Origin of the sequence: Oscillatoria sp. CS-180 (genome assembly GCF_028330965.1) — a bacterium.
Classification (GTDB): domain Bacteria; phylum Cyanobacteriota; class Cyanobacteriia; order Phormidesmidales; family Phormidesmidaceae; genus Halomicronema.
Window position 1 is genome coordinate 1 of record NZ_JAQMUB010000091.1, and the last position, 20,493, is coordinate 20,493.

A 20,493-nucleotide genomic window follows, 5' to 3' on the forward strand; every position below is an offset into this window, starting at 1 on the left:
CGATACGGAAAGCTTTCGTAAATCGCTTGGCGAAATTGGCGCAGCGGTTCAAGATAGGTTGACATCAGTGGTAGGGCTTAGAGTTTCCAATCCTCTACCACTTTCCTGCTCTTCAGTCACCCTGATTGTCCAAAGTCCAGAGCCGAGCAAGTCTTCGGCGAACCTACCAAGGTGATCGGCTCCGGGTGATATTTGGAAGCCGTCGCCGACTTCACTGAAAACAGGTCTGGACTCCCGAATGTACGCTCGATGCAATCCCTTACACCGATTCTGACCGCAGGGAGTGCTGCCGCGGCAACGCACACCACCCGAAAACCGACATTGTTGTTGCGGTTAGCGGGCGTATTATCGTTGCGAGTGGCCGAGCGGCAATTGCGCGGATTGTTGTTCCACGAGCCGCCCCGGCGCATCTATGCCTGCTCTCAACGTCACGTCTCAGCGAGTGAGAAGGGTAACGCTTGATTAGCGTAGAGCAACGCACCACCAGACCCCCCAAATCGTAAAAAAATTTGAGGCGCTGCGCGCCAAGGGGCCAGAGGGAAAAAGATTAAGAAATGCAAAGCGCAAAAGAGTAAGAGGGCAAAGGGGAATCATGCCGCGGCAACGCACACCACCCGAAAACCGACAACGAAGTCGCGGGTAGCGGGCGTAGCATCGACGCGAGAGGCCGAGCGGCAATAGCGCGGATTGTTGTACCACGAGCCGCCCCGGACGACCCTTGTACCTTGATCGCCACCCTCAACCCAGGCCGAGCCGTCCGTTGGCGCCCCTTCATAATTGCCGTGCCACACATCCTGGCACCATTCCCACACGTTGCCATGCATGTCATACAGGCCAAAAGCATTGGCTACCCCAAAACTCCCCACAGGAGTAGTCTCTTGTCGATATTCACCGGTAGGACCAGACCCATAAGAATCTGAAGCGTCATAACTGACTAGGTCAGACGTAATGGTTTCGCCAAAGTGAAAAGGAGTCGTTGTACCGGCACGACAAGCGTATTCCCATTCCGCTTCAGTTGGAAGGCGACAGGTAACACCCAGGAAGGCAGAGAGGCGATCGCAAAACTCCGTCGCGTCTTCCCAAGAAACAGTTTCGACGGGGCGATCGTCTCCTTTGAACTGAGAAGGATCGGGCTCTAAGTTGCGATTGACACGCTCTAGGTTTTCTGCAACATATCGCCATTGGGCCTGCGTCACTGGATAACGCCCCATCGTAAAAGCCGATACGGTCACCCAACGCTGCGGGCCTTCCGACTCCAACCGGTCACGTTCACCCTCCGGAGATCCCATGAGAAAAGCCCCCTCAACGGCTTGAATTGCCCCTACAGCAGATGCATTCCTTCGGCGCATTCGCTGAGCCAAAGCCAGTTCTCGGGTTAAGACCTCTGCCCAAATCACTGCTAACTGGTACTCGTTCACACGGTTGGCTCCCTCCTCCTCCTCAAGCGGCGCTTGATTCCAAAGGTCGGCATCTCGGGCAGTCACCGACATTAAGTATTGATCGTTGATTAGGATGACCGGTGTCCTATTGCGAATTTCTGTAGCGACGAGCAGATCTTCATCCGTTTTAATCCACGCATCTAATGCTTCATTTGTCGTGCGGGTACGCAGTTGCGGCGTCTCTTCATTGTTTGGGGACGCCACCCTGAAGAGCAAACGTCCGTCGATGAAGATGCTATCTAAGAGATTGTTAATTATGGTGGGGGCAACTGAGCTTATGATATTATTTATCAGTAGTACATCTGCCAAATCAGCAGATGCTGGAATATCTACTAGCTCCAACACAAAATCTTGAACATCCCGGCGGTACAACGGACCAAAGATATTCCGTGAGTGGCGCAATACAATCTCACCCGCCTCGTCGACGAATGCAATTTCAGTGTCGAACAGTCTAAACTCTGTTCGTTCGATTTGTTGAGAATTCGGTTCTTCAATCGGACTTGTATCTTGTTGCAACGCACGATTAACAAGACCGACTCCGATCACGCCAGCAACTCCCCACCCGGTTAACTGTAGCCAACGACGACGGGATACTGGCGAACCGGGCTGAAGCTGCTGGCGCAATTCTTCGGGAATTGTCAAGGGTACGCCAGCTACGGTGACTGGGCGGCGTCCGACTCCAGGCAACTGCCGAAATTCCTCTAGGGCAGAGGATTGTTGGCCCTGCATTAGCGTTGCCATGCCTCGTACATAATGCAACAGCGTTTGTGCCTCCTCATCGGGTAATGGTAGTCCCGCCATGATGCCTGCCATACGTCCCCATTCGGCCTCATCATGGCCTTGCACGCTAACAGCGTTACGGGCTAGCTCTTTTACCACTTGGGTTGGCTGCGTCTGGGCCATCGCCATCCAGCGCTGTATCTGGGCCAGCTCTTTGACATCTGGGTCGTCGCTATAGAGCTGGGATGATTGGTAATAGGTCAACAAAAAATTAGCCAGTTCCCGTTGCCGCACTGCACCAAACCGCGAGTCCATTTGGAGTTGCAGCAGCAGGTCAGCGCGGATATCCGCGTCCATCTCATATAGATCTAGCCCCACCTCATTACAGAAGGGCGCGAGCATCACATCCGCCACCGCCACCCAGGGAATATTCAGGGGCCGCCCCTGCACATCGCTGCGAAAGTGCGCCCACAGGCGATAGATCAGATCTGGTGTCAGCGCCATGGGAAAAGCTGCGTGGTAGGCCAGGTCGAGATGGGGTTGGCCAAACTGGTCAATAAAATTTTGCAGCCGTTGATCCGTGGTCTTCGCCATCATAGCCCAGCCCTCCCTTGCCCTCGCAACACACTGATGGCCGCATCCAGCCCCACTCGATCAAACTCAAACATCGGTACCCGCTGGGCAATGGCCCCAGCAGTGGTGCCCGCCCAGCGCTTTTGGGGCATGGGATTGAGCCAGGTGACGTAGCGCAGGCGTTGGTGGAGCCGGGTCAAAAACTGTTCGGTCAGTTCCAGACGGTGGGGATACCAGCGACCGTGGGCCGCGCCCCCGTCACTCAGAATCAGCGCCCCGGCATAGTCTGACGTGAGGCTCTGCAACACCTGATCGATGGTGGCAGCAGATTGCTGATAGGGATCGCGATACAGCCAGGTCACCGGGCAGTTGTGAAAATAATAGATGCAGGCCTGGGTCTGGCGATCACCGTATTGGACGATATCCACCAAGCGCTGGGCCAGGGCATGAAAGGGCACCATGGAGCCGCCATAGTCCACCAGGAGTAACACTTCAGCCAGATTGATGCGCCGGGCTCGAAACACAGGAGTTAACAACAGTCCCTGTCGCCCCACAACCTGCACGGTCGCCTCTACGTCTAACTCCGTTGGTGGTCCCGAACGCACCATGCGTCGCAGGTGACGCCAGCTTTGTTTCATCTGGCGGCGGGTCACGGGCAAATAATCTGCCGTCATGACTGTTTGCCCCAGCCGGACCACTTGCACCTCATCCTGCATATGCTGCGTCACCGCTAAAGACATACCCGCTGTCACATCAGGTTGATCCGTCACTTGACGCTGCCGCGACGATCGCCATTGAAACCATCCCCAAACCGCTCCCGAGGTCAGCCATAGCCCTCCCCATAGCCTTAAACCGTACTGTTGCCACCAGGGTGGCGGCAAAAGGACTTCTGTGGAGATAGCGGTTGGGATGTCTTCCTGGGCTTGCAAATTGTCTTCAAAGTCTTCAGCAGCGTCTGTAGCCGCCGCTTCCACAATCGGCTGGGTCGCCTCGTATAGCTCAGTGGTGCTCTCATTGACCAAGGGTAAGGCCAAAGCGAGCGGCCTCAACTCAACACTTGGCTGTGGCCGGAGCATCCACCAACAAGTGCCAAGAATTAGTGAACTACCCCCAAAGATTCCCAACGCCACAGCTTGAATCAGTCGTGAGGGGCCCGGATGAGGTTTCGCGGTAGTGTTTTGAGGCGTCGATGTCGGCAGTTCTCGAATTAAGCGATTGAACTGCACCTCAAAAATCTGCGCTTCTTCTGGTGTTTTCACCCACACTGTGCAGCAGAGACGCGCTAAAGCGGCTCGATCTTGAGTGCCATAGCCTGCCTGCCACGCTTTCAGCACCCACTGATACTCTCCAATCCCGAGAGGCAATCCGGCCTCTCGCAGTTGGGTAAACAAATCTAGTAGGGGTAACGGTTCGGCTACCATCCTGACCTCACAGTCCTGACTGACGATAGCGTTGATAGGCCGCCTGGCTCTTGAGCAAAACCTCCGGATAGGGCAGTGAGGCACTGAGCTGCGCCAGAATATCGGGCTCGGATTGTCGCAGCAGCACTTTCACCCAGTCCACTAACTCACTGGTGCTGACCCGTTTGCTAGCAAAGGTCCGTTCCGTCTGCTGATTTTGGCGGAGCTGCCAAAAGCGATCGACCGATTTCGCCACTACCGTGTCGGTCGCACTGGGATAGCGCTGTTGGGGAAACAACGAGTGGATAATTTGCACCAAGCGATCTTGATTGGGAAAGTCGACATAGTGAAATAAACAGCGCCGCAAAAAGGCGTCGGGCAAATCCTTCTCGTCGTTGCTGGTGATGAACACAATAGGTGCGATGTTAGCTCGAACCTTACGCCCAGTTTCATCTATTTTGAACTGGCGCTCATCCAGCTCTAGTAACAAATCATTGGGAAAATCAATATCGGCTTTGTCGATTTCGTCGATCAGCACCACGGTGCGCTGGGGGTTAAGAAAGGCTTGCCCCAAGGGACCCCAGTCAATATACTCGGCGGGATCTTTAATGCGGTTGAGTTCCGCCTCCGACAGCATTTGGTTGGCCGCTAGTTGGGCATCTCGCAAGCGACCAACCGCATCGTAGGTATACAGGCCATCCCGAGCGCGGCTGGTAGATTTGATATACCAGGTTTCGAACGGGAGTTGCAGCTCATAGGCCACGGCTCGGGCCAGTTGCGTTTTTCCACAGCCCGGTTCGCCCTTCAGCAGTAGCGGCCGCTCTAGAAAAATGGCCAGGTTCACCGCCTCGACCAATTCTGAGCTGGGTAAATAAGGAGTGAGCAACTGCCCAGTTTCGGGATCTTGCTCTCCGTCCTGGGGCTGCACCTTACCGGTATACTCAGGCAGGTTTAGTACTTCAGCCACTTATCCAACTCCTCATACCAGTCAAACCCACAGCGCTCGCAGATCTCTTGCAATACCAAATCGGGCACCCCCTGATCGGTCAGGGCCAGAATCTCGTTGACCTGTTCATCGATCCCCTGGGTCAGCACCGGGGGGAGATCCCGAAACTGAGAGACGATCCAACTCATCACTTCCTGGTCGGTAAATTCCTGCAGCTTAGGTGGTTTGATGGGCTTGCGGGGATCCCAACTGGCATCCAACTTTTCCACCCAGGGGAGCTGCCATTGTTCAGCTTTGCCTTCATAATCCACAAAAAACATTAGCAATTTGCGATCGCTCTCTCCGGCCTCGGCCATCTGTACTCTCTGGGTCAGGGGTAACCAAAATTGTTCAATCAAGTTTACCAACGATGACTCTGGCATCAAGTTAACATCGTGGAACACAAAAATGACGTCCTGAGTGAGCCACCAGCGATATACCCCATCGGCTACAGCGATCGCATTGATTTCGCTCAATTTCAGGTTTAAGCGCTTACCCAACTCACGCCAATAAGCACTGACATCTTTGCGGCGAGCCGTGCGGCTGAGGTCAATGGTGACCACTTTGCTGACGGTGTGCAGCGGCACATACTCTACCACCAGACGATTCAGCAGCCAGCGCTGGCCGTACTCTGGCGAACCGCCGTGAATCAAAAACGCAGCCACCGATTCAGCATCAATGGCGCGCAAAAACAATTCTGCCTGTTGTTGAAACCCCAGCTTCAGCAGCGCACTGTAGAGATTCGTTTTGAATTCAGCCCGGGCGGCGGCAACTTCCTGCAAGGTGTGTTTGATACCCTGGGCTACATTGAGCAGCGCCTCATCCTGATTTGCCCATTTGGCGATCGGCTGGCCATCGGTGGGTAATGGCTTGAGCTGGCCAAAAGGCGCATCTTGCCAATCGACGGGTCGCAGAATCACCGGAATCACCCGCGCCTCTCTGGCCTCGTGGCGTTCCATTGCCCGCTTCACTTCCACGTCGTAGCAATAGTCTGAGGCTAAAAAATCAGCACTCACCAGCAACAAGATAATATCGGCTTGGTTGAGATGCTGCTGAATTTCGGGGAGGCGCTCCGCTCCAGCTTCGATATCGCGATCGTACCATGCATCAATTTTGCCCTGGCGCTGCAACAGCTTCAGATGCTTCTCTAATTCGTCCCGCAGGTCTTCGTCTTTGTGAGAGTAAGAGAAAAAAACTTCGACGCTCATAGACCTTTTTATCAGGATTACCCTTACTGGGAGTATAGCGTCAGTTGCTGAGGTACCTCTTGACTCTCTACATAGAGAATCATCTGAATTCCGCTTTCAGAAATTCTGCTCATGAACTTTCGAGTAGCGCCTATCGCCGCAGACAGAACCAATATGCTAATCAAGTGATGCGAAGTTCGACCCGTTGAGCAGTGCCTATCTCCTTGCATTCCTACGCAAATCTCTGCAAGCGCACACAAGAAATCAGCACAGTATTTAGTACATCATTCTTTGAAGAGGCTCTAATCCTTGCTAGTCAAAGTCTTCAAATTCTGCGCTGCCGATTTGTAATCAACTACCCGGTAAGTGTGAGCAGGAATACCGGCTTCAACAATGGCCATGCATCAACTTCATTTTCATCTTACAGTGCAAACAAAACTCCCCTGTACTTCTAAGACAAAGAGGGTATTACGCTCAGGAAATGAGTACTTAACAAATCTGTAGCGTTGTCTTTTGAGCTGTAATTTTCCGCGACTACCTCTCCAACACTGGCCCTTGCATGCCTCGCTGAGGCCCCTGCAATGCTTCCGGCAAGAACGTCGCTGCCAATTCTTTCTGCCGACTGCGGTCCATCTTCTTCGACAAGTCTGCTAAAGAATCACCCGCTTCCAAACGATCAGTAAACAGAAAAGTTTTCTGCCGACTGCGCGACAGTTCGACATAACTGAGTTCCCGGTCTTGCATAGCTCCGCCGAGCAGCACAAAACTCTGCTGTCGGGTATCGCCCTGGGCCTTATGAGTAGTGACAGCATAGCCTAACCGGATGTGTGAGTACGCATCGGTATCAATGGTTCGCCTTTCGCCGTTATCGAGTTCCACATCAAGGCGCGTATTATTCAGAGCCGTTATTGTTCCAAACGCTCCGTTCTTGAGGTTCATCAATCGATCGTTGCGGGTAAAGACGATGCGGTCATTTTGCCGTAGGTCATATCCGTTAACCCGTAAAGTGTTGCCAGTGAGCAAACCCGCGTTGATGCGCGTTGCCTGGGCCTTCTCGTTCAGGTCCAAGACATCCAGGTTAGACCCAGCCATGATCAGGTTATCCTGTGGCGCAGTGGCCCCGCCCTGCTTACTCCAGGTATCAACCAGCGCCGTTCGAGCTGAGTTCCAATCCTCTTTGACTGAAAGCAAACCGTTTTGCGCATAGGCCGATAAGACCTCGGTTGCCTTACCGGCAATCATATCCTTCACGGCTTGACGCATCCAGGGGATATGTTGCCGGGTGATGTCCGTGAGTTCTGCTCTCCCAACGCGATCTCCGATTTTCTGAAACGCCCCACCCGCCTCGACGGGCTGGAGTTGTTTGGCGTCTCCGACCAAAACCAGCTTGGCTCCTGCCTCTGTAGTGGCGGTCACTAGCTTTGCCATTTGTCGAGTGCCGACCATCCCAGCTTCATCTACTACCAACACATCGTTTTTGGATAAGGGGCTGACCCCTGTCTCCAACCGGTACAGCAAACTATGAATCGTTTGGCTAGGAATGCCTGCGCCTTTTTCCAATTCCCCTGCTGCTTTTGCCGCCAATGCGCCACCCTGGACTTGATAGCCTTCCCGTTCCCAGGCTTCTTTGGCGACCCGCAACATAAACGTCTTCCCTGTTCCAGCCAACCCTTCCGTCACCTTGATCGAGCTGTGCTTATCGAGCAAATGCGTTACGGCTGCGTGTTGTTCCGCTTTAAGCGTGGGATAGTCACTAACGACCTTACCCAAGGTACGGTCACTTACGCGGTGGGTGCTAGCAGATTTCGCCTGCTCAACCCGCTGCATCATTGTCCGCTCAATCGCCAGCATTTCGGTGGTGGTGTAGCGCCGCTCTTCTCCGACCCGCCCCAGTCGAACAATATCCGGGCTGTGCAGACATTGTTTGACCTGTTGCTTGATGTCCTCGATGCCTAATCCGGTTCCTGGGGCGGCTTCCGCCATCTGCCGTAAGAGATCTCGTTCTACAAACGTGCTGTTATAAAACATCAGTTTCTCCAACACGGCTTCTTGCAGAGCGCCGATAACCTTGACGGGTTGGCGATCAATAACCGTTGCCTGCGGTGCCTGATACCCAAAAGCGGCTCCTGCTTGTTGCCAACGTTGAAACAGCTCCTCTCGCGCAACGTGGCCTTTGACATGCCGGGTATCCAGCGCGGCGATTTCAGCGGCTTTAGCACTGGTGTTGCCACTGTCTTCTAGTGCTGCTTCAATCTCGGAACGCCGTTTGGAGAATTCTTCCACCAATGCCGGATCGACGCCTTTGAATTCAAATAGATTTTGCCGATCTCCAGTCTTAACCACCTCCAAACCAAGGCTGCTTTCCAATTGCCGCGATAATTCCGCTCGGTATAGAGCGCCAGCGGTCATTTTGTTGCGATAAAACTGTTGACTTTCGATGGCTCCTGTACTGCCGTCTTCCCTCACAGCGGCATTCATGATCAGGCAATGCGTATGCAGCTGCGGGTCAAGCGCCCGGCTGGTGCCATGTTCAAAGGTGGCAATGATCAGCTTTGCCGGTTCTTTGATTGCGCCGCCTTTTCCTCTTCGGGTGACGCTTTCTTCCTCAAGCCAGTCCAAGGCTTTCCGCACGGCGGTATCTTGCGCTGCCTGAATTTTCTGACGCGTATCCCCATCCGCCTGACTCCAAACAACGCTTACCGTTTTTGGAACCGAGAAGGTTAAATCCCAGCCGGGTTGTCGCTTGGTTTCACCAGCGTTTTGCACCAGTTTTGCCTCACCGTCTGGGGTAAACCCATCAATGACCTGTCGATAATGCGCTGGTTTGACGTTGCCAATTAACTCTAGGGCTGCTGCCCCTTTTCCGTGCCATTTCCCCGGCGGTTCACCGCCATTCAAGTAATAGTCATCCTTGGCGATGTCGAGGTAATACTCCTTCGACTTAATTCCATTAATGGATAGCATGCCTTTCTAGCAATATTTACTAATGTGAGTCAGCAGCACATCTGCTTTTTCCTTCGGCGTATCAAACGCCATCAGTACACCAAATAAAATATCAATCAGCATCGCACGGTTATCATGAACGGCATTTGCTAATTGATCCTGCCCCTTCAAGATGTTCTGATAGGTGCGTTCCATCAAATCAATTGCGTGATCTGGTGAATAGATGTCTCTTAACAACAGATTTTTTGCATAACAATGAACGCTATCAAAGTGATGAGTGAACGCTCGTTCTGCTGTTTTTTCAAAATCTACAACCGGTAGCCTAAAGCTTATATGTTTGCTTTTCTTTGCCATCTTGCTGTCATTGCTCATTACCAACACTAGGTAGAAACTGTTTACAGCAAAAACGCCTGGTTGCAATGTCAATTTTAGCCCATGGTCAGCTTCTTTGTTTGCTGATCTGTATGCTAAATAAGGCACTGAAACATCTCTATAAAAAAGACAACTCTACACGTCTTGTGAGCATCGTAGGTGCATTGGGTGTGGGAATTTTCATGGAATCGACGAAAAAGCAACAGATTAATGAGTGAGCGTTCACCTACTGAACGGGAAAAACGTGTCGCGATTTGGAGCGGAGAAATAGCTACATAACGGTGAGTATTTGTTCACCAAAGCGGCCACCAGTCTCTGCCGGGATTGTTAGATGGTTTGACAAGAAAAGAGCAACAAACTAACGAACGAATTGCAGCCCATGCATTTTTATGAACTCAGTAAGGAATTATCAGCATGTCTCAAGATGTCATTCAGAAAACAAACCAGAATCAAAATGTGAAACAGTCCGTATCCTCACATAGTCAATCTCATGATGAGATACCGAACGCTGAAAATAACGCGGCAACCATCGCTCTAAGATCAGGAAAAGAGCGCGGCGTTCAGGAAATAGAAATCGACAGGATTATTGAAGAACCTTGGCTGCCCAGAAAGTGCAAACCCTATCAGCAACTCGAAGAGTTGACGCGCTCTGTAAAAGACAAGGGCATCATTGTTCCAATCTTGTTACGCCCCATAGCAGCGGATACGGCAAGCGATATCTATGAGCTGGTTGCGGGTAGCAGAAGGCTCACCGCCGCCCGTAGGATAGGGTTAAATACGGTTCCAGCGGTTATTAGACCACTATCCGATCAGGAAGCCCTCTACCATGCCCTGATCGAGAATAATCTTCGCCAGGACTTCAGCGCTATTGAGCAAACCGAAGCCACCATAGCCCTGTTACAGAAGGTCCTGAATATGCCGGAACCTGACATCATCAAGCTGTTTCAGCGCGTGGCGCATAGTCAGGACGTGCTACAGAATAACGATATTCAGCAACAATGGGAGGCCGTTCTTGGCGTCTTCTCAGCCCTTGGAAAAAACTGGAACAGCTTCCGCAGTAATGACCTGCCCATGCTGCGCTGGCCGGAGGAGGTCAAACAAAGCGTTCGGATGCAGAAAATTGCCCCCAGCAAAGCACGCATCATTGCCCGCATTGACAACTCGGAAACCCGACAGGCGATTCTCCAACATGCCGTCGATAAGGCCGCCACGATCAGCACCATTAAAACCATGCGTCAGGAAGCCGAAGGCCATCAACGAGAACTCAACACCAAGGAGCTAAAGGCTCGGGTGGAAAGCACCTGGTCAAATCTGAATAAGTCAGCTGTCTGGGATAGTCCACACAAAAAAGAAAAACTCGCATCGCTGTTAAAGCAAATCAATCGATTAATGCAGGAAACGGATCCCATAGAGACTTCGGTTGCGCACCTCCCTGAAGCCGGAAATCACAAGTAAAAATGCGTGTTTGGTTGCCCGCATTGTAGAGATTAGAAAGGACCATAACATCTTTTAAAGAGAATAAGTAAAACCGCATTTTTATGTCATCGCAAATTATTTTTTCTTGACGAGACTACTAAAAATAAGTACTCATATGTAGTGAAATATGACTACATGGCCATTGCTGAACTGCCAGGATTTAGTAAGCAGGTTAAGGGCTTGTTGGATGCTGAAGACTTACAGTGACTGACGTTCACATTGGCGTCCTGTCCTGAAGCAGGCGATGTCATAAAAGGCGGTAATGGTTTACGCAAACTCCGCTTTGCCATTGGAAAAAAGGGGGAAAGCGGGGATGTCCGGATTATTTACTATTACTACAACGCCTCTATGCCGCTTTGGCTTATTGATGTTTATGCCAAAAGTAAAAAAGAACCCTCAGTCAGGCACAACTGAATGAATTAAGTAAGTTAGTCGATACATTGAAAAAACAGGAAGAAAGCATGGATAATACTCATTTCAACAGAATGAAAACCGGTCTAGAAGAGGCCATTGCCTTTATGAATGGCGATGCGACTCGCGTCACCCTTCACAAGGTTCCGATCTTGAATGTGAAAGCTTTACGGCAGGATCTGGGAATGACGCAAAACCAGTTCGCTCAGCTGATCGGTTCTACACAGCAAACGGTTGCCTCGTGGGAGCAAACATCCAGTCAACGTTGCCCTGTTGGACCGACACAGAAGTTGCTGTTCCTACTGAGGCAAAATCCGGGCATTGTTCAGGATTTACAGCAACTACCAAACTGAAAACAGAGCAGCCTGTTTTTCACTCGCCTTGACCTCAAACCACTCAGGGCAAACAAGCTTAAGTTGGTCTCCTTCCTGCGACGCCTGATCAAGATTAGAACAAACAGAAAGACACCATGGCAGTGGAAGCGGAATCCTGACGCTACCTGCCACAGTGCATGTGTAGCACTATTTGGCGCTTAGAAGCCTCTGACAGGGGTGTTGGAAGATTTTGGCAGGACTAGTATCAAATAATGGGTTAAACCCACTCTAATCGCCTCTAAATGGCTCCTAAAGGGTAAGAAGGGATATTGATGAGACAGTTGTACGTTGGATGCTACAGGTTACGAAGAGTCGCCGCGATCGCTGGCGCGATCTGTTTCCTGGCCTACTGGCATGAACCGACCGACACACAGAGCCAAGCAAGGCTCGACAGGATCACCGGAAGGGCATGGATCATTGACGGTGATTCTCTGGAAATCAATGGCCGAAAAATAAGATTGTGGGGGATTGACGCCGTTGAACTACAGCAAACCTGTACCGTGAACAACCGGCCCTGGGCATGTGGCAAGATTGCGCAAAAGGTTTTACGCAACGTCATTGCTGATGCTCCGCTCACCTGCATCGCGAGAGACATCGATCGATATGGCCGCACGGTTGCTGAGTGTTTCTTAGGTAGCGGTTCAAGTATCAACGCCACTATGGTCGAGAGGGGTTGGGCTTTAGCCTACCGCCGCTACACGGAACAATACCTCCCCCATGAAGATCGGGCCAGAATGAGAAAACTAGGGATTTGGCAGTCGAGCTTTGTTGCACCCTGGGAATGGCGAAAGCGTTAAACGCAACATAACGGGCACATTAAACCCATCCAATAAAAACAAGCAACAACAATCGAGATTTGCGAATCTCCTAAACCCCATGTTGTTGTTTATTTAACAACATTATTAACAAACATTTAAGGGGTGTTGGTAAGTAACTGTTTTATATTCGAAAATCCGAGTGAAAGGTCGTAGGATTCGGGGCGAAAGGTCGTAGGATTCGGGGCAACAAAAATAGTTTATATATTTATCAATGCCTTATGCGCCTAAAGGTCGTAGGATTCGGGGTGAAAGGTCGTAGGATTCGGGGAGGCCCTTTTCTAAAAGCTTGATATTCCAATAACTCAAAATTGGCAGTTCAATGAAAAGGTCGTAGGATTCGGGGCGAAAGGTCGTAGGATTCGGGGTGAAAGGTCGTAGGATTCGGGGTGAAAGGTCGTAGGATTCGGGGAGCCGAAAAGACACACCGGAAAAAGGAATTTTGCTAGGTCGTATAAATCACTTTTGTGAACGACTTTTATTCTTTTAAGTCCAGTGACATGCATGACCAAGATTCTAAGACGCTGACTATTCCTCAGTTTATTAACAAGCCAACGGCGGCCGTGCATATCAGGAACAGCTATACGGCAACGGAGCGAAAACTTTTGAATATTTGTCTGTATGAGGGCATAAACAATAGTTTCTCATCGGACTTCTATTACATTCAGGTTTGGGAAACCCTTCAGTTGCTTGGCTGCGAGAAGAGCAAAAATTCTGCGTGGCTGAAAAATGAACTGTTTGAGTCCTTACGCAAGAAACCAATTCGCTGGAATGTATTCAAAAAGGACAGGCGTTTACAGGAGTGGACGTGCTCTTTTCTGTCCGCGTATATAGATGATCCTGGTGCTGGAAGAATAGGCTTTCAATTTAACCCGGTCATCGTCAGGCATTTCCAGCAAAGGCAGCTATATTCAAAACTCTTTCTTCAAATTCAGGCCCCTATCAAAAGCGCTTATGCCCTGTCACTCTATGAATTTTTAAATGATGAGCTTCACCGTCACAGAGCACATCGTAGAGATTTGCTCGTTTCACTAGAGGATCTACGAACACTCTTTGATCTGAAAGAGGGACAATATACAGAGTTTAAGCATTTCAATAATCAGGCAATTAAACCTGCCTTCTTAGAGATTAATACTCACACGGATATAAGTATCAAGTCGCAACAAATTAGAGAACGGCGGCGAGTTTCCGGCTTGCAACTCAATATCCAGCGACGCAAAAATTTTCAATTATCTTTCAATGTAGGAGCTGATTCTCTCAATAATTCTGACTCATCAGCCCTAGATGAAAATAGCTGTGAGGTACAAAAGCTGTTGGAGGCCTACGGCATAAGCTCGAAAAAAGCCATCTACATGGCTGGGAATTTTGATGTTCAGCGTATCGTTGCAAATCTAAAATACGCACTAGAAAAAGTTGAAAAGGGAGGGATTTGTAATTTTCCATCGTTTCTGATTAAAGCTGTTGAAGATAATTACATGTCTAATATTGACAGCAACGGATGCCAGAAGACCATTGATGAAGCGTGGTCTACGTACCAATCAAAGCGTATGGAAGAGCGTTTCAATCAACTATCTCAAGAGGCACAAACAAGACTGAAAGACGAGTATGAGCACTCGATTAAGAACGATGCAGGGTCTCAGATTGCAAAGCAGAAATTCAATTATGAGGATGGCTGGCGCAATCAATTTATTCAGCATGATTTTAGGAAAAAAGTCTTGATAAGACTGTTGCAGTCTCCCGAAGAAACCAATATCGAAGCGTTTTCTGAGTGGTGGTTCAAACAGGAGATCAAGCAATTGCGTAATGATGCTCCGTTTAGTAAGAATAGGGCCTTGTGCGCACAATAGCTCTCTTCAATCAAGCAGGCGGTCAAGCAAAAACGACCTTGACGCTCAATCTTGGCTATCACCTCGCGGAAAAAGGACACAGAGTTCTGTTGATTGACCTTGATGGTCAGGCCTCCTTAACCAAGCAAAGCGGCGTTCATCCCCGTGAGTTGAAAACAACCATCTATCACACGTTGATGGACAGCAAGCCCATGCCAATATTAAAAGATATCCATGGCATGGATTGGGTCCCTGCTAATGGGGACCTATATGGTCTGGATCTGAAGCTAGCGGGGAAGCACAAACCAGGACTCAAGTTACGTACAGCGCTGCAAAACGCCTCACAAGAGTACGACTTTGTCCTGATTGACTGCCCGCCGAATCTTGGGATGGCAAGTGCGAATGCCTTGATTGCGGCCTCCCATGTGCTGATTCCCATAGAGACCGCAGAGAAAGGGCTTGAGGGCATTGAAGAACTGCTGGCAACAATTAACTATGCCGTGAAAATGGGAAATCGCTCTATCCGCTCTGCTGGCATCATTCCAACGAAATACGATGTCCGAGAGAGCATTTGTAAAGAGTACTACAAGAAAATCGAGACCTATTTTGGCAAGGCCATGAAAATTCATCCCATAATCCCGTCCAGAACAGATTTTAAGCATGCTTGGGCGGCCAGAGTGCCTTTGGTGAAATGTAATCCCAGTAGTGACGTTATTCCGCTCTTTAAAGAGGTTGTTGAATCGTTAGAGACGTTGTAAATCTCTTTTGACAAGAGATTTATATGCCACGAAAAAAACTTGAGTCTAAGTCTGTCTTCGAGATGCCTTCAGAGGCTCATTTATCATTTTTTGAGCCATCAGAACCAGACGCAACAGCTGATGACACGGCTTTAACGGTGTCTATGAATCTGATAGCGCTGGCACCAGAGCAACCCCGCGATCGAGAATTCATCACGACGCAAGAAATTGATGAACTTGCTTTATCCATTCAAAAACATGGCGTTTTACAGCCCATTGTCGTTCGTCAACAGAACGATCAGCGCTATGAACTGATTGCCGGAGAACGACGCTATCGTGCTGCTCTCAAGGCGGGATTAGAGGCTATTCCCGTGGTCATTAAGGATGTCTCTGATACTGAGGCTTATGAAATTGCCTTAATTGAAAACCTACAGCGGAAAGATCTGAACCCCATTGAAAAGACGGCTGGCATTGTCAAACTCTGTGCGCAATTGCGTAATGTGACACAGAAAGAAATGCTACGAGAGTTCTTTAAATTCACAAACATGACCCAGGCGGATACTTACACTATGGTAAGTATTCCAGAATGGTCAGAGGTGGGTAATGTCTTTAAGTATCTAGGCAAGGAACTCCGGAGCTTTGCTTGTCATGATCTTCCTATGCTTAATTGGCCCCAAGACGTGCAGGGTGCAATTAAAACGGGCGATATTCTTCCCGGCCATGGTCGGATCATTACAAAACTGAAGGATCCCGAAAAACGACAAGCGCTACTCAAACAGGCTATTGAAGAAGGTTTATCGATGCGTGTCCTAGAGGAGCGTCTCAAGAAAATGTCAGGGGATCAGACAACGTCATCTGGAACAAAACGTGCACGGAGCAAAAGCCTTCCGCCTCTGGTCGAGCGCTTGAATCATTTTTGTAAGCTCTACAAGGCTCCCAAAAAATGGTCCTCTTTAACCGAGGAAACACAGCAAGAGGTGAACAGACTTCAGGATGAAATCGATGAACGGTTACAAAAACTAGAGGGCATGTTGCGTTAGGCAAGTATCAATGCCCGTTCCCAAACTCCCCTTAAACGCGTTGATAAAGGTGAGCTGTCCTGTGAGGTAACCCCCATATCAAAAGATTCGGATCACCGATCCTGAGACAGGATTGCGAATTGGCAAGCGGGATATATGATCTCCATAGAAACCCTGTGAACCATCTGCACGCTACTTTACACAGACTCTAATCGAGCCGGTTTTCCCTAGGTCTGTTGTCATTGCTTGAGCACATTGCTCTGCTAGGTATGTGTGCCGCTTCGAAATGAAACGGACTGTGTGTGTATAACAGTCCGCAATAAGAAGAGCCTCCAGCTGTTCCAGCAGCTAAGGACTCTGAAGCACAACCAAGAGTGTGCACGATGGCAATCGGTTTGATGGCGTGCTTACGATGAGCTAACGCCAGATCTTTTGTATTCCTATCAAACCATAGGCTCCTGTAGCCAACAAGGTCGGTTTTCCGATCGTCGCGTGTGTGAAACCCATACGCTCCTTTGCCATGACTGCCTCTTTTCCTGTGCTTTCTGTAGAGCAACGGAGACGGTGATGGTTTTTTCGCAGCATCCATACAACTCAGCATTCACTTTCCACTTTTATCCAGTGCGGAGGGCAACGTGAATGCCGTTTAACATTCTTGAGCATTTATCCAAACTGCAACCAGATGGAGGGCATCAGACGCCGTCTCAAGGCTCCTATCAGTGCCCTGTTTGCCAAGCGCCCAATTTCAAGGTCGATTTGAGAACTGGTAAATACAGTGGGTTCAGCTGTACCTGTACTAAGACTGCTGCCGGGAAACGTCAGGTGCGCGAGGCAATTGCTCCTACGCTTTGGGAAAAACCACATCGCCCCAGGCAGAAGCAAACGTGGTCTTACACCGACTGGAATGGCACCCCACTCATCAACGTGCATCGCACCGATAACGGCGACGGTAAGCGCCGAATTTGGCAGCAATCCCTCATCCCTGACACGTCACCAAAAGACTTGGAGCAGCAGTGTGTTCCCTATCGGCTGCATGATTGCCAAAAGGCGTTGGCAAAAGGGGCCGAAGTTGTCTTCTGGGTAGAGGGAGAACCGTGCGCCGAGGCTTTATGGCAACTCGGGATTCCGGCAACCACCACCATTCGCGGTTGTAATGGCTATCAATCCGAAACTCATCGAGGATTATTCCCGGATGAAAAGCTGGTTATCTGCCCTGATCAAGATCTTCGAGGCCTGAAATATGCGGCATCAATCGCTGCGGATTATCCTGCTGCCCAGTGGCTTTATGCCAATCCCACGTCATACCTCTGGCAAAGGCTGCCCAAGTCTGGCGGGTTTGATATTGCCGATTGGATTACCAATGGCGCAACGGCTGAAACGATCCTCGCCGCCGTAGAGCCTCAACGGCTGTTGAAGAGCAAAGAGAACGCCAAGCGTCCCATCACCTCCGACGTGTTACCTCGCATAGCGATGCAATATCACTCCATTGAGGAGATTTGGGGTGAAACGCTGCGGCTGAATGAGTTAACCAACCAGATTGAACTGGAGGGAGCGCCCCTTGAGGATGTCGCAGACTTGCGGCTGACGTTGGCCTTGGACCACGGTCTATCGGTCTCTATCGTGGACGGTGAGACTATTATCAGACGGATTGCCAAAGCCAATCGTTACCATCCGGTTCAGCAATACCTGGACGAGTGCGCTCAGCGATTCGGGTCGGGGACAGAGATTTTAGAAGACGTTGCCTACCGATACTTTGGCTGTGTTGAGCCGATATACACCGCATACCTGAAAAAGACGTTGGTCGCAGCGGTTGCCAGGATCATGCAACCGGGCTGCAAGGTAGATACGGCCCTGATTCTAAACGGTCCGCAAGGCTTCAGGAAGTCCAGTTTCTTTCGAATCCTGGCTGGAACTGAGTGGTTTGATGATTCCATGGGGGCTGCCACATCAGAACGGGATGAGCGTCTCAAGCTGCATCAATTCTGGTTTCTGGAGTGGGGCGAACTGGAGGCGGTGTTCAGGCGCAAAGATCTGGCGGCAATGAAAGCCTTTTTGACCTGTAGTGTCGATACCGTGCGGCCTCCCTATGGCCGACAGGCCATCAGCCTGAAGCGGCGCTCGATTATTGTTGGGAGTACGAACCAGGAGGAGTTTCTCACCGATGCCACTGGCAATCGACGCTTTTGGGTTATCCCAGTCAAGCAACCCATTGATATGACGTGCCTGATAGCGGAGCGCGATCGACTCTGGGCTGCCGCAGTTGCCCTGTATTACGCGGGATATCAATGGTGGCTGACAGCCGATGAAGAGGCGCTCTCGGCAGCGTTTAACGAAGACTACCGGACGGAAGATCCTTGGTTGGTGGCGATCACCCGCTACCTCAAAGAGAACGCTTGTGGCGAAATCACGATTTCGGAACTGCTCACCCATGCGCTGCACATCGAATTATGCGATCAAAGCCGTGGAGATCAGATGCGTGCAGGGGAGATATTGCGGACGTTGGGCTGGATAAGAACACGCTGCACCATAGGCGGGACCCGCAAGCGAGTATGGGTGAGACCCGAATCTGAGGTGAAGCAGGTTGACCAACCTTTCTTCGCAACTCCTGCCGATGGGCAAGCCCAATATGCCCATGAGACAGAGGAGTTTGGTGACGTGGCCAACCTGGCCAACCCAAATCAACAACATATAGATCGCCGTCACCCGAACGGTCACAGACCCATATCGACGAAATGCTTGCCTATGGATGAGGTGGAGCCAATTCCCCTGGTCGAAGCTGAAGACCAAAATGCTGACGGGATGGTGCAGTAATGGAACCGAAAATCCCGTTAAGTGAGGTCGAACGGTTGGTCGAGATTAAGGTCCGCCAGGTCTTGGCAGAGATGCTGGGAGTAGCCACCCAACCTGAACCCAGTGTTTTATCGCTCAAGAATGCAGTGCTGAGGTTGGGCTACCAGAGTGAGCGCCAACTCTACAAAGATATTGAGTCCGGTCTTTTGCGTGTGGGTATCGAGATAGAAGACCGACGACGACCGGGGGCAAAGAAAGCCCGGTACTTTATCGACATCCCAGCCGCTAGGAAGAGACTGGCATCTGCTCCTGAGAAGCGGAAGGGGCTTTAGGGCCTTGCGCAATGGCCTTTTGATAGATGGATGTCTGTTCAGCCGCCGATAGCCATCGTTGGTAGGTTTTCGTATGCACCGCGACCGAATGGCCCATCATCCGCGCCGCGATACTCGCTGAGATATCGAATTTGATGCAGCGCACCGCAAATGCATGGCGTAGGTCGTAGGGAACAAAAGGAATGTTGTAGCGAGCGAACTGCTGAGCTGTAGCCTCACCATACTTTCTAAGTTCAGAGTGGTTGAGACTCGGAGGGGTTCCTTGCAATAGCCCCCACTGCTCTACCCATTCTGGATAGAGGGCTGATGTTTGGCGAGGTCCTGTTTTCCCGTTAGACACATTCCAGCTCAAAGAATCGGCAGTAGAGCACAGAAAAAATGCTTCATGGGGTCGAACGCCAAATGTGGCGATGACACCATAGACCCAACGCCACTGTAGATTCGGGATTTTCTCCCACCATTCCTCAATCAGCGCATCGTCAGGCAAGTCTCTTGGAACCTCTGAACGCCCTGTGCAGTAATCTCCCCGGTAAGGACTCAGATCTATCTGGAGACCGGCAAATTCAGCCAAACGACTGTAGTAACCCGTTGTCCGTTTGCGCTCCCGTGTTCCTGGGGCAATTGTTAGGAGGGTAGTCAAGAGCGCCTCTGATGTCAGCGGTTGCTCTTGAGGAAGTCGGTTAAATGCTCGTTGCCAATGACGCTGCCAGGTTGCTTCGCTGGTTTTCCCCTGACTTAACCATTGGTCGCGAAACGCGCTTACCCATTCTTTGACAGGACGTTGCTCGCGATCAGTCTTCCCTAACCAGGTCTCCCAGTCGAAGCTGCCATCCACCACACTTCCCCATAATGAGATTGCAAGTCGCTCGGCGGCCTTAATCCCCTGAGCCGTCGCGGGTAGTCCAGTGTGAGGTCGGGTGATATCTTGGCGAAAGCCCTTAACCTTGTCAGAGTTGGGCTTTGGTGGTAGCACCGTGCGAAGGTACAACCATTGTTTGCGTTGGACAATGGTTACTCGTATCCCAGCATCGCGAAGTCGTTGATTGACTGCGGTAATAGTCATGTGCCAATTTCCCTACAGCGTTCACCATTTG

The 20,493-nt window shown here is 50.6% G+C and carries 15 protein-coding genes; 8 read left to right on the top strand and 7 right to left on the bottom strand.

The annotated features are described in order from the left end of the window. Positions 1-590 precede the first annotated feature (590 nt). From PN498_RS23945 to PN498_RS23970, 6 genes are all read right to left on the bottom strand, one after another. On the bottom strand, positions 591-2,756 hold the full coding sequence (locus tag PN498_RS23945) for a formylglycine-generating enzyme family protein (protein WP_272065948.1): 2,166 nt from the start codon (positions 2,754-2,756) through the stop codon (positions 591-593). Beyond that, a complete protein-coding gene (locus PN498_RS23950) occupies positions 2,753-4,153 on the bottom strand; it encodes a VWA domain-containing protein (RefSeq protein WP_272065949.1) in 1,401 nt (466 codons plus the stop codon). The genes PN498_RS23945 and PN498_RS23950 overlap by 4 nt, the downstream gene beginning before the upstream one ends. A gap of 7 nt (positions 4,154-4,160) precedes the next feature. Further along, on the bottom strand, positions 4,161-5,099 hold the full coding sequence (locus PN498_RS23955) for an AAA family ATPase (RefSeq protein ID WP_272065950.1): 939 nt from the start codon (positions 5,097-5,099) through the stop codon (positions 4,161-4,163). Further along, positions 5,084-6,325 carry a TIR domain-containing protein gene (locus PN498_RS23960; protein WP_272065951.1) on the bottom strand — a complete coding sequence of 414 codons (1,242 nt, stop codon included), beginning with the start codon at positions 6,323-6,325 and terminating at the stop codon, positions 5,084-5,086. Before PN498_RS23960 ends, PN498_RS23955 begins: the two co-directional genes overlap by 16 nt. Before the next feature lie 513 nt (positions 6,326-6,838). Continuing rightward, complete coding sequence (gene mobF, locus PN498_RS23965) at positions 6,839-9,268, bottom strand: MobF family relaxase (protein ID WP_272065952.1); 2,430 nt, start codon at positions 9,266-9,268, stop codon at positions 6,839-6,841. Positions 9,269-9,274: 6 nt separating this feature from the next. Then, the gene (locus PN498_RS23970) at positions 9,275-9,727 is read right to left on the bottom strand and encodes a hypothetical protein (RefSeq protein WP_272065953.1); all 453 of its coding nucleotides are present in this window, start codon (positions 9,725-9,727) and stop codon (positions 9,275-9,277) included. A 306-nt stretch (positions 9,728-10,033) separates the two neighbouring features. Here PN498_RS23970 and PN498_RS23975 point away from each other — a divergent pair, with 306 nt between their 5' ends. From PN498_RS23975 to PN498_RS24010, 8 genes are all read left to right on the top strand, one after another. Further along, entirely contained in the window at positions 10,034-11,074 is a 1,041-nt protein-coding gene (locus PN498_RS23975; RefSeq protein WP_272065954.1) for a ParB/RepB/Spo0J family partition protein, read from the top strand. A gap of 482 nt (positions 11,075-11,556) precedes the next feature. Next, on the top strand, positions 11,557-11,859 hold the full coding sequence (locus tag PN498_RS23980) for a helix-turn-helix domain-containing protein (RefSeq protein ID WP_272065955.1): 303 nt from the start codon (positions 11,557-11,559) through the stop codon (positions 11,857-11,859). A 293-nt stretch (positions 11,860-12,152) separates the two neighbouring features. Continuing rightward, on the top strand, positions 12,153-12,677 hold the full coding sequence (locus PN498_RS23985; RefSeq protein WP_272065956.1) for a thermonuclease family protein: 525 nt from the start codon (positions 12,153-12,155) through the stop codon (positions 12,675-12,677). Positions 12,678-13,195: 518 nt separating this feature from the next. Next, complete coding sequence (locus PN498_RS23990) at positions 13,196-14,542, top strand: replication initiation protein (protein ID WP_272065957.1); 1,347 nt, start codon at positions 13,196-13,198, stop codon at positions 14,540-14,542. Then, on the top strand, positions 14,530-15,279 hold the full coding sequence (locus tag PN498_RS23995; RefSeq protein ID WP_272065962.1) for a ParA family protein: 750 nt from the start codon (positions 14,530-14,532) through the stop codon (positions 15,277-15,279). The genes PN498_RS23990 and PN498_RS23995 overlap by 13 nt, the downstream gene beginning before the upstream one ends. A gap of 23 nt (positions 15,280-15,302) precedes the next feature. After that, complete coding sequence (locus PN498_RS24000; RefSeq protein WP_272065964.1) at positions 15,303-16,298, top strand: ParB/RepB/Spo0J family partition protein; 996 nt, start codon at positions 15,303-15,305, stop codon at positions 16,296-16,298. Positions 16,299-16,916: 618 nt separating this feature from the next. Next, complete coding sequence (locus PN498_RS24005; RefSeq protein WP_272065965.1) at positions 16,917-19,088, top strand: VapE domain-containing protein; 2,172 nt, start codon at positions 16,917-16,919, stop codon at positions 19,086-19,088. Further along, positions 19,088-19,399, top strand: a complete 312-nt coding sequence (locus PN498_RS24010; protein WP_272065966.1) for a hypothetical protein — start codon at positions 19,088-19,090, stop codon at positions 19,397-19,399. The genes PN498_RS24005 and PN498_RS24010 overlap by 1 nt, the downstream gene beginning before the upstream one ends. Here the strand turns inward: PN498_RS24010 and PN498_RS24015 are convergent. Further along, positions 19,353-20,462 carry a hypothetical protein gene (locus PN498_RS24015; protein WP_272065967.1) on the bottom strand — a complete coding sequence of 370 codons (1,110 nt, stop codon included), beginning with the start codon at positions 20,460-20,462 and terminating at the stop codon, positions 19,353-19,355. The genes PN498_RS24010 and PN498_RS24015 overlap by 47 nt on opposite strands. Positions 20,463-20,493: the final 31 nt, after the last annotated feature.

Bases quoted from the DNA above. Each gene is read 5' to 3' on its own strand.
- PN498_RS23945 (WP_272065948.1), bottom strand. From the start codon at position 2,756: ATGATGGCGAAGACCACGGATCAACGGCTGCAAAATTTTATTGACCAG.
- PN498_RS23950 (WP_272065949.1), bottom strand. From the start codon at position 4,153: ATGGTAGCCGAACCGTTACCCCTACTAGATTTGTTTACCCAACTGCGA.
- PN498_RS23960 (WP_272065951.1), bottom strand. From the start codon at position 6,325: ATGAGCGTCGAAGTTTTTTTCTCTTACTCTCACAAAGACGAAGACCTG.
- mobF (WP_272065952.1), bottom strand. From the start codon at position 9,268: ATGCTATCCATTAATGGAATTAAGTCGAAGGAGTATTACCTCGACATC.
- PN498_RS23975 (WP_272065954.1), top strand. From the start codon at position 10,034: ATGTCTCAAGATGTCATTCAGAAAACAAACCAGAATCAAAATGTGAAA.
- PN498_RS23980 (WP_272065955.1), top strand. From the start codon at position 11,557: ATGGATAATACTCATTTCAACAGAATGAAAACCGGTCTAGAAGAGGCC.
- PN498_RS23985 (WP_272065956.1), top strand. From the start codon at position 12,153: ATGAGACAGTTGTACGTTGGATGCTACAGGTTACGAAGAGTCGCCGCG.
- PN498_RS23990 (WP_272065957.1), top strand. From the start codon at position 13,196: ATGCATGACCAAGATTCTAAGACGCTGACTATTCCTCAGTTTATTAAC.
- PN498_RS24000 (WP_272065964.1), top strand. From the start codon at position 15,303: ATGCCACGAAAAAAACTTGAGTCTAAGTCTGTCTTCGAGATGCCTTCA.
- PN498_RS24005 (WP_272065965.1), top strand. From the start codon at position 16,917: ATGCCGTTTAACATTCTTGAGCATTTATCCAAACTGCAACCAGATGGA.
- PN498_RS24010 (WP_272065966.1), top strand. From the start codon at position 19,088: ATGGAACCGAAAATCCCGTTAAGTGAGGTCGAACGGTTGGTCGAGATT.
- PN498_RS24015 (WP_272065967.1), bottom strand. From the start codon at position 20,462: ATGACTATTACCGCAGTCAATCAACGACTTCGCGATGCTGGGATACGA.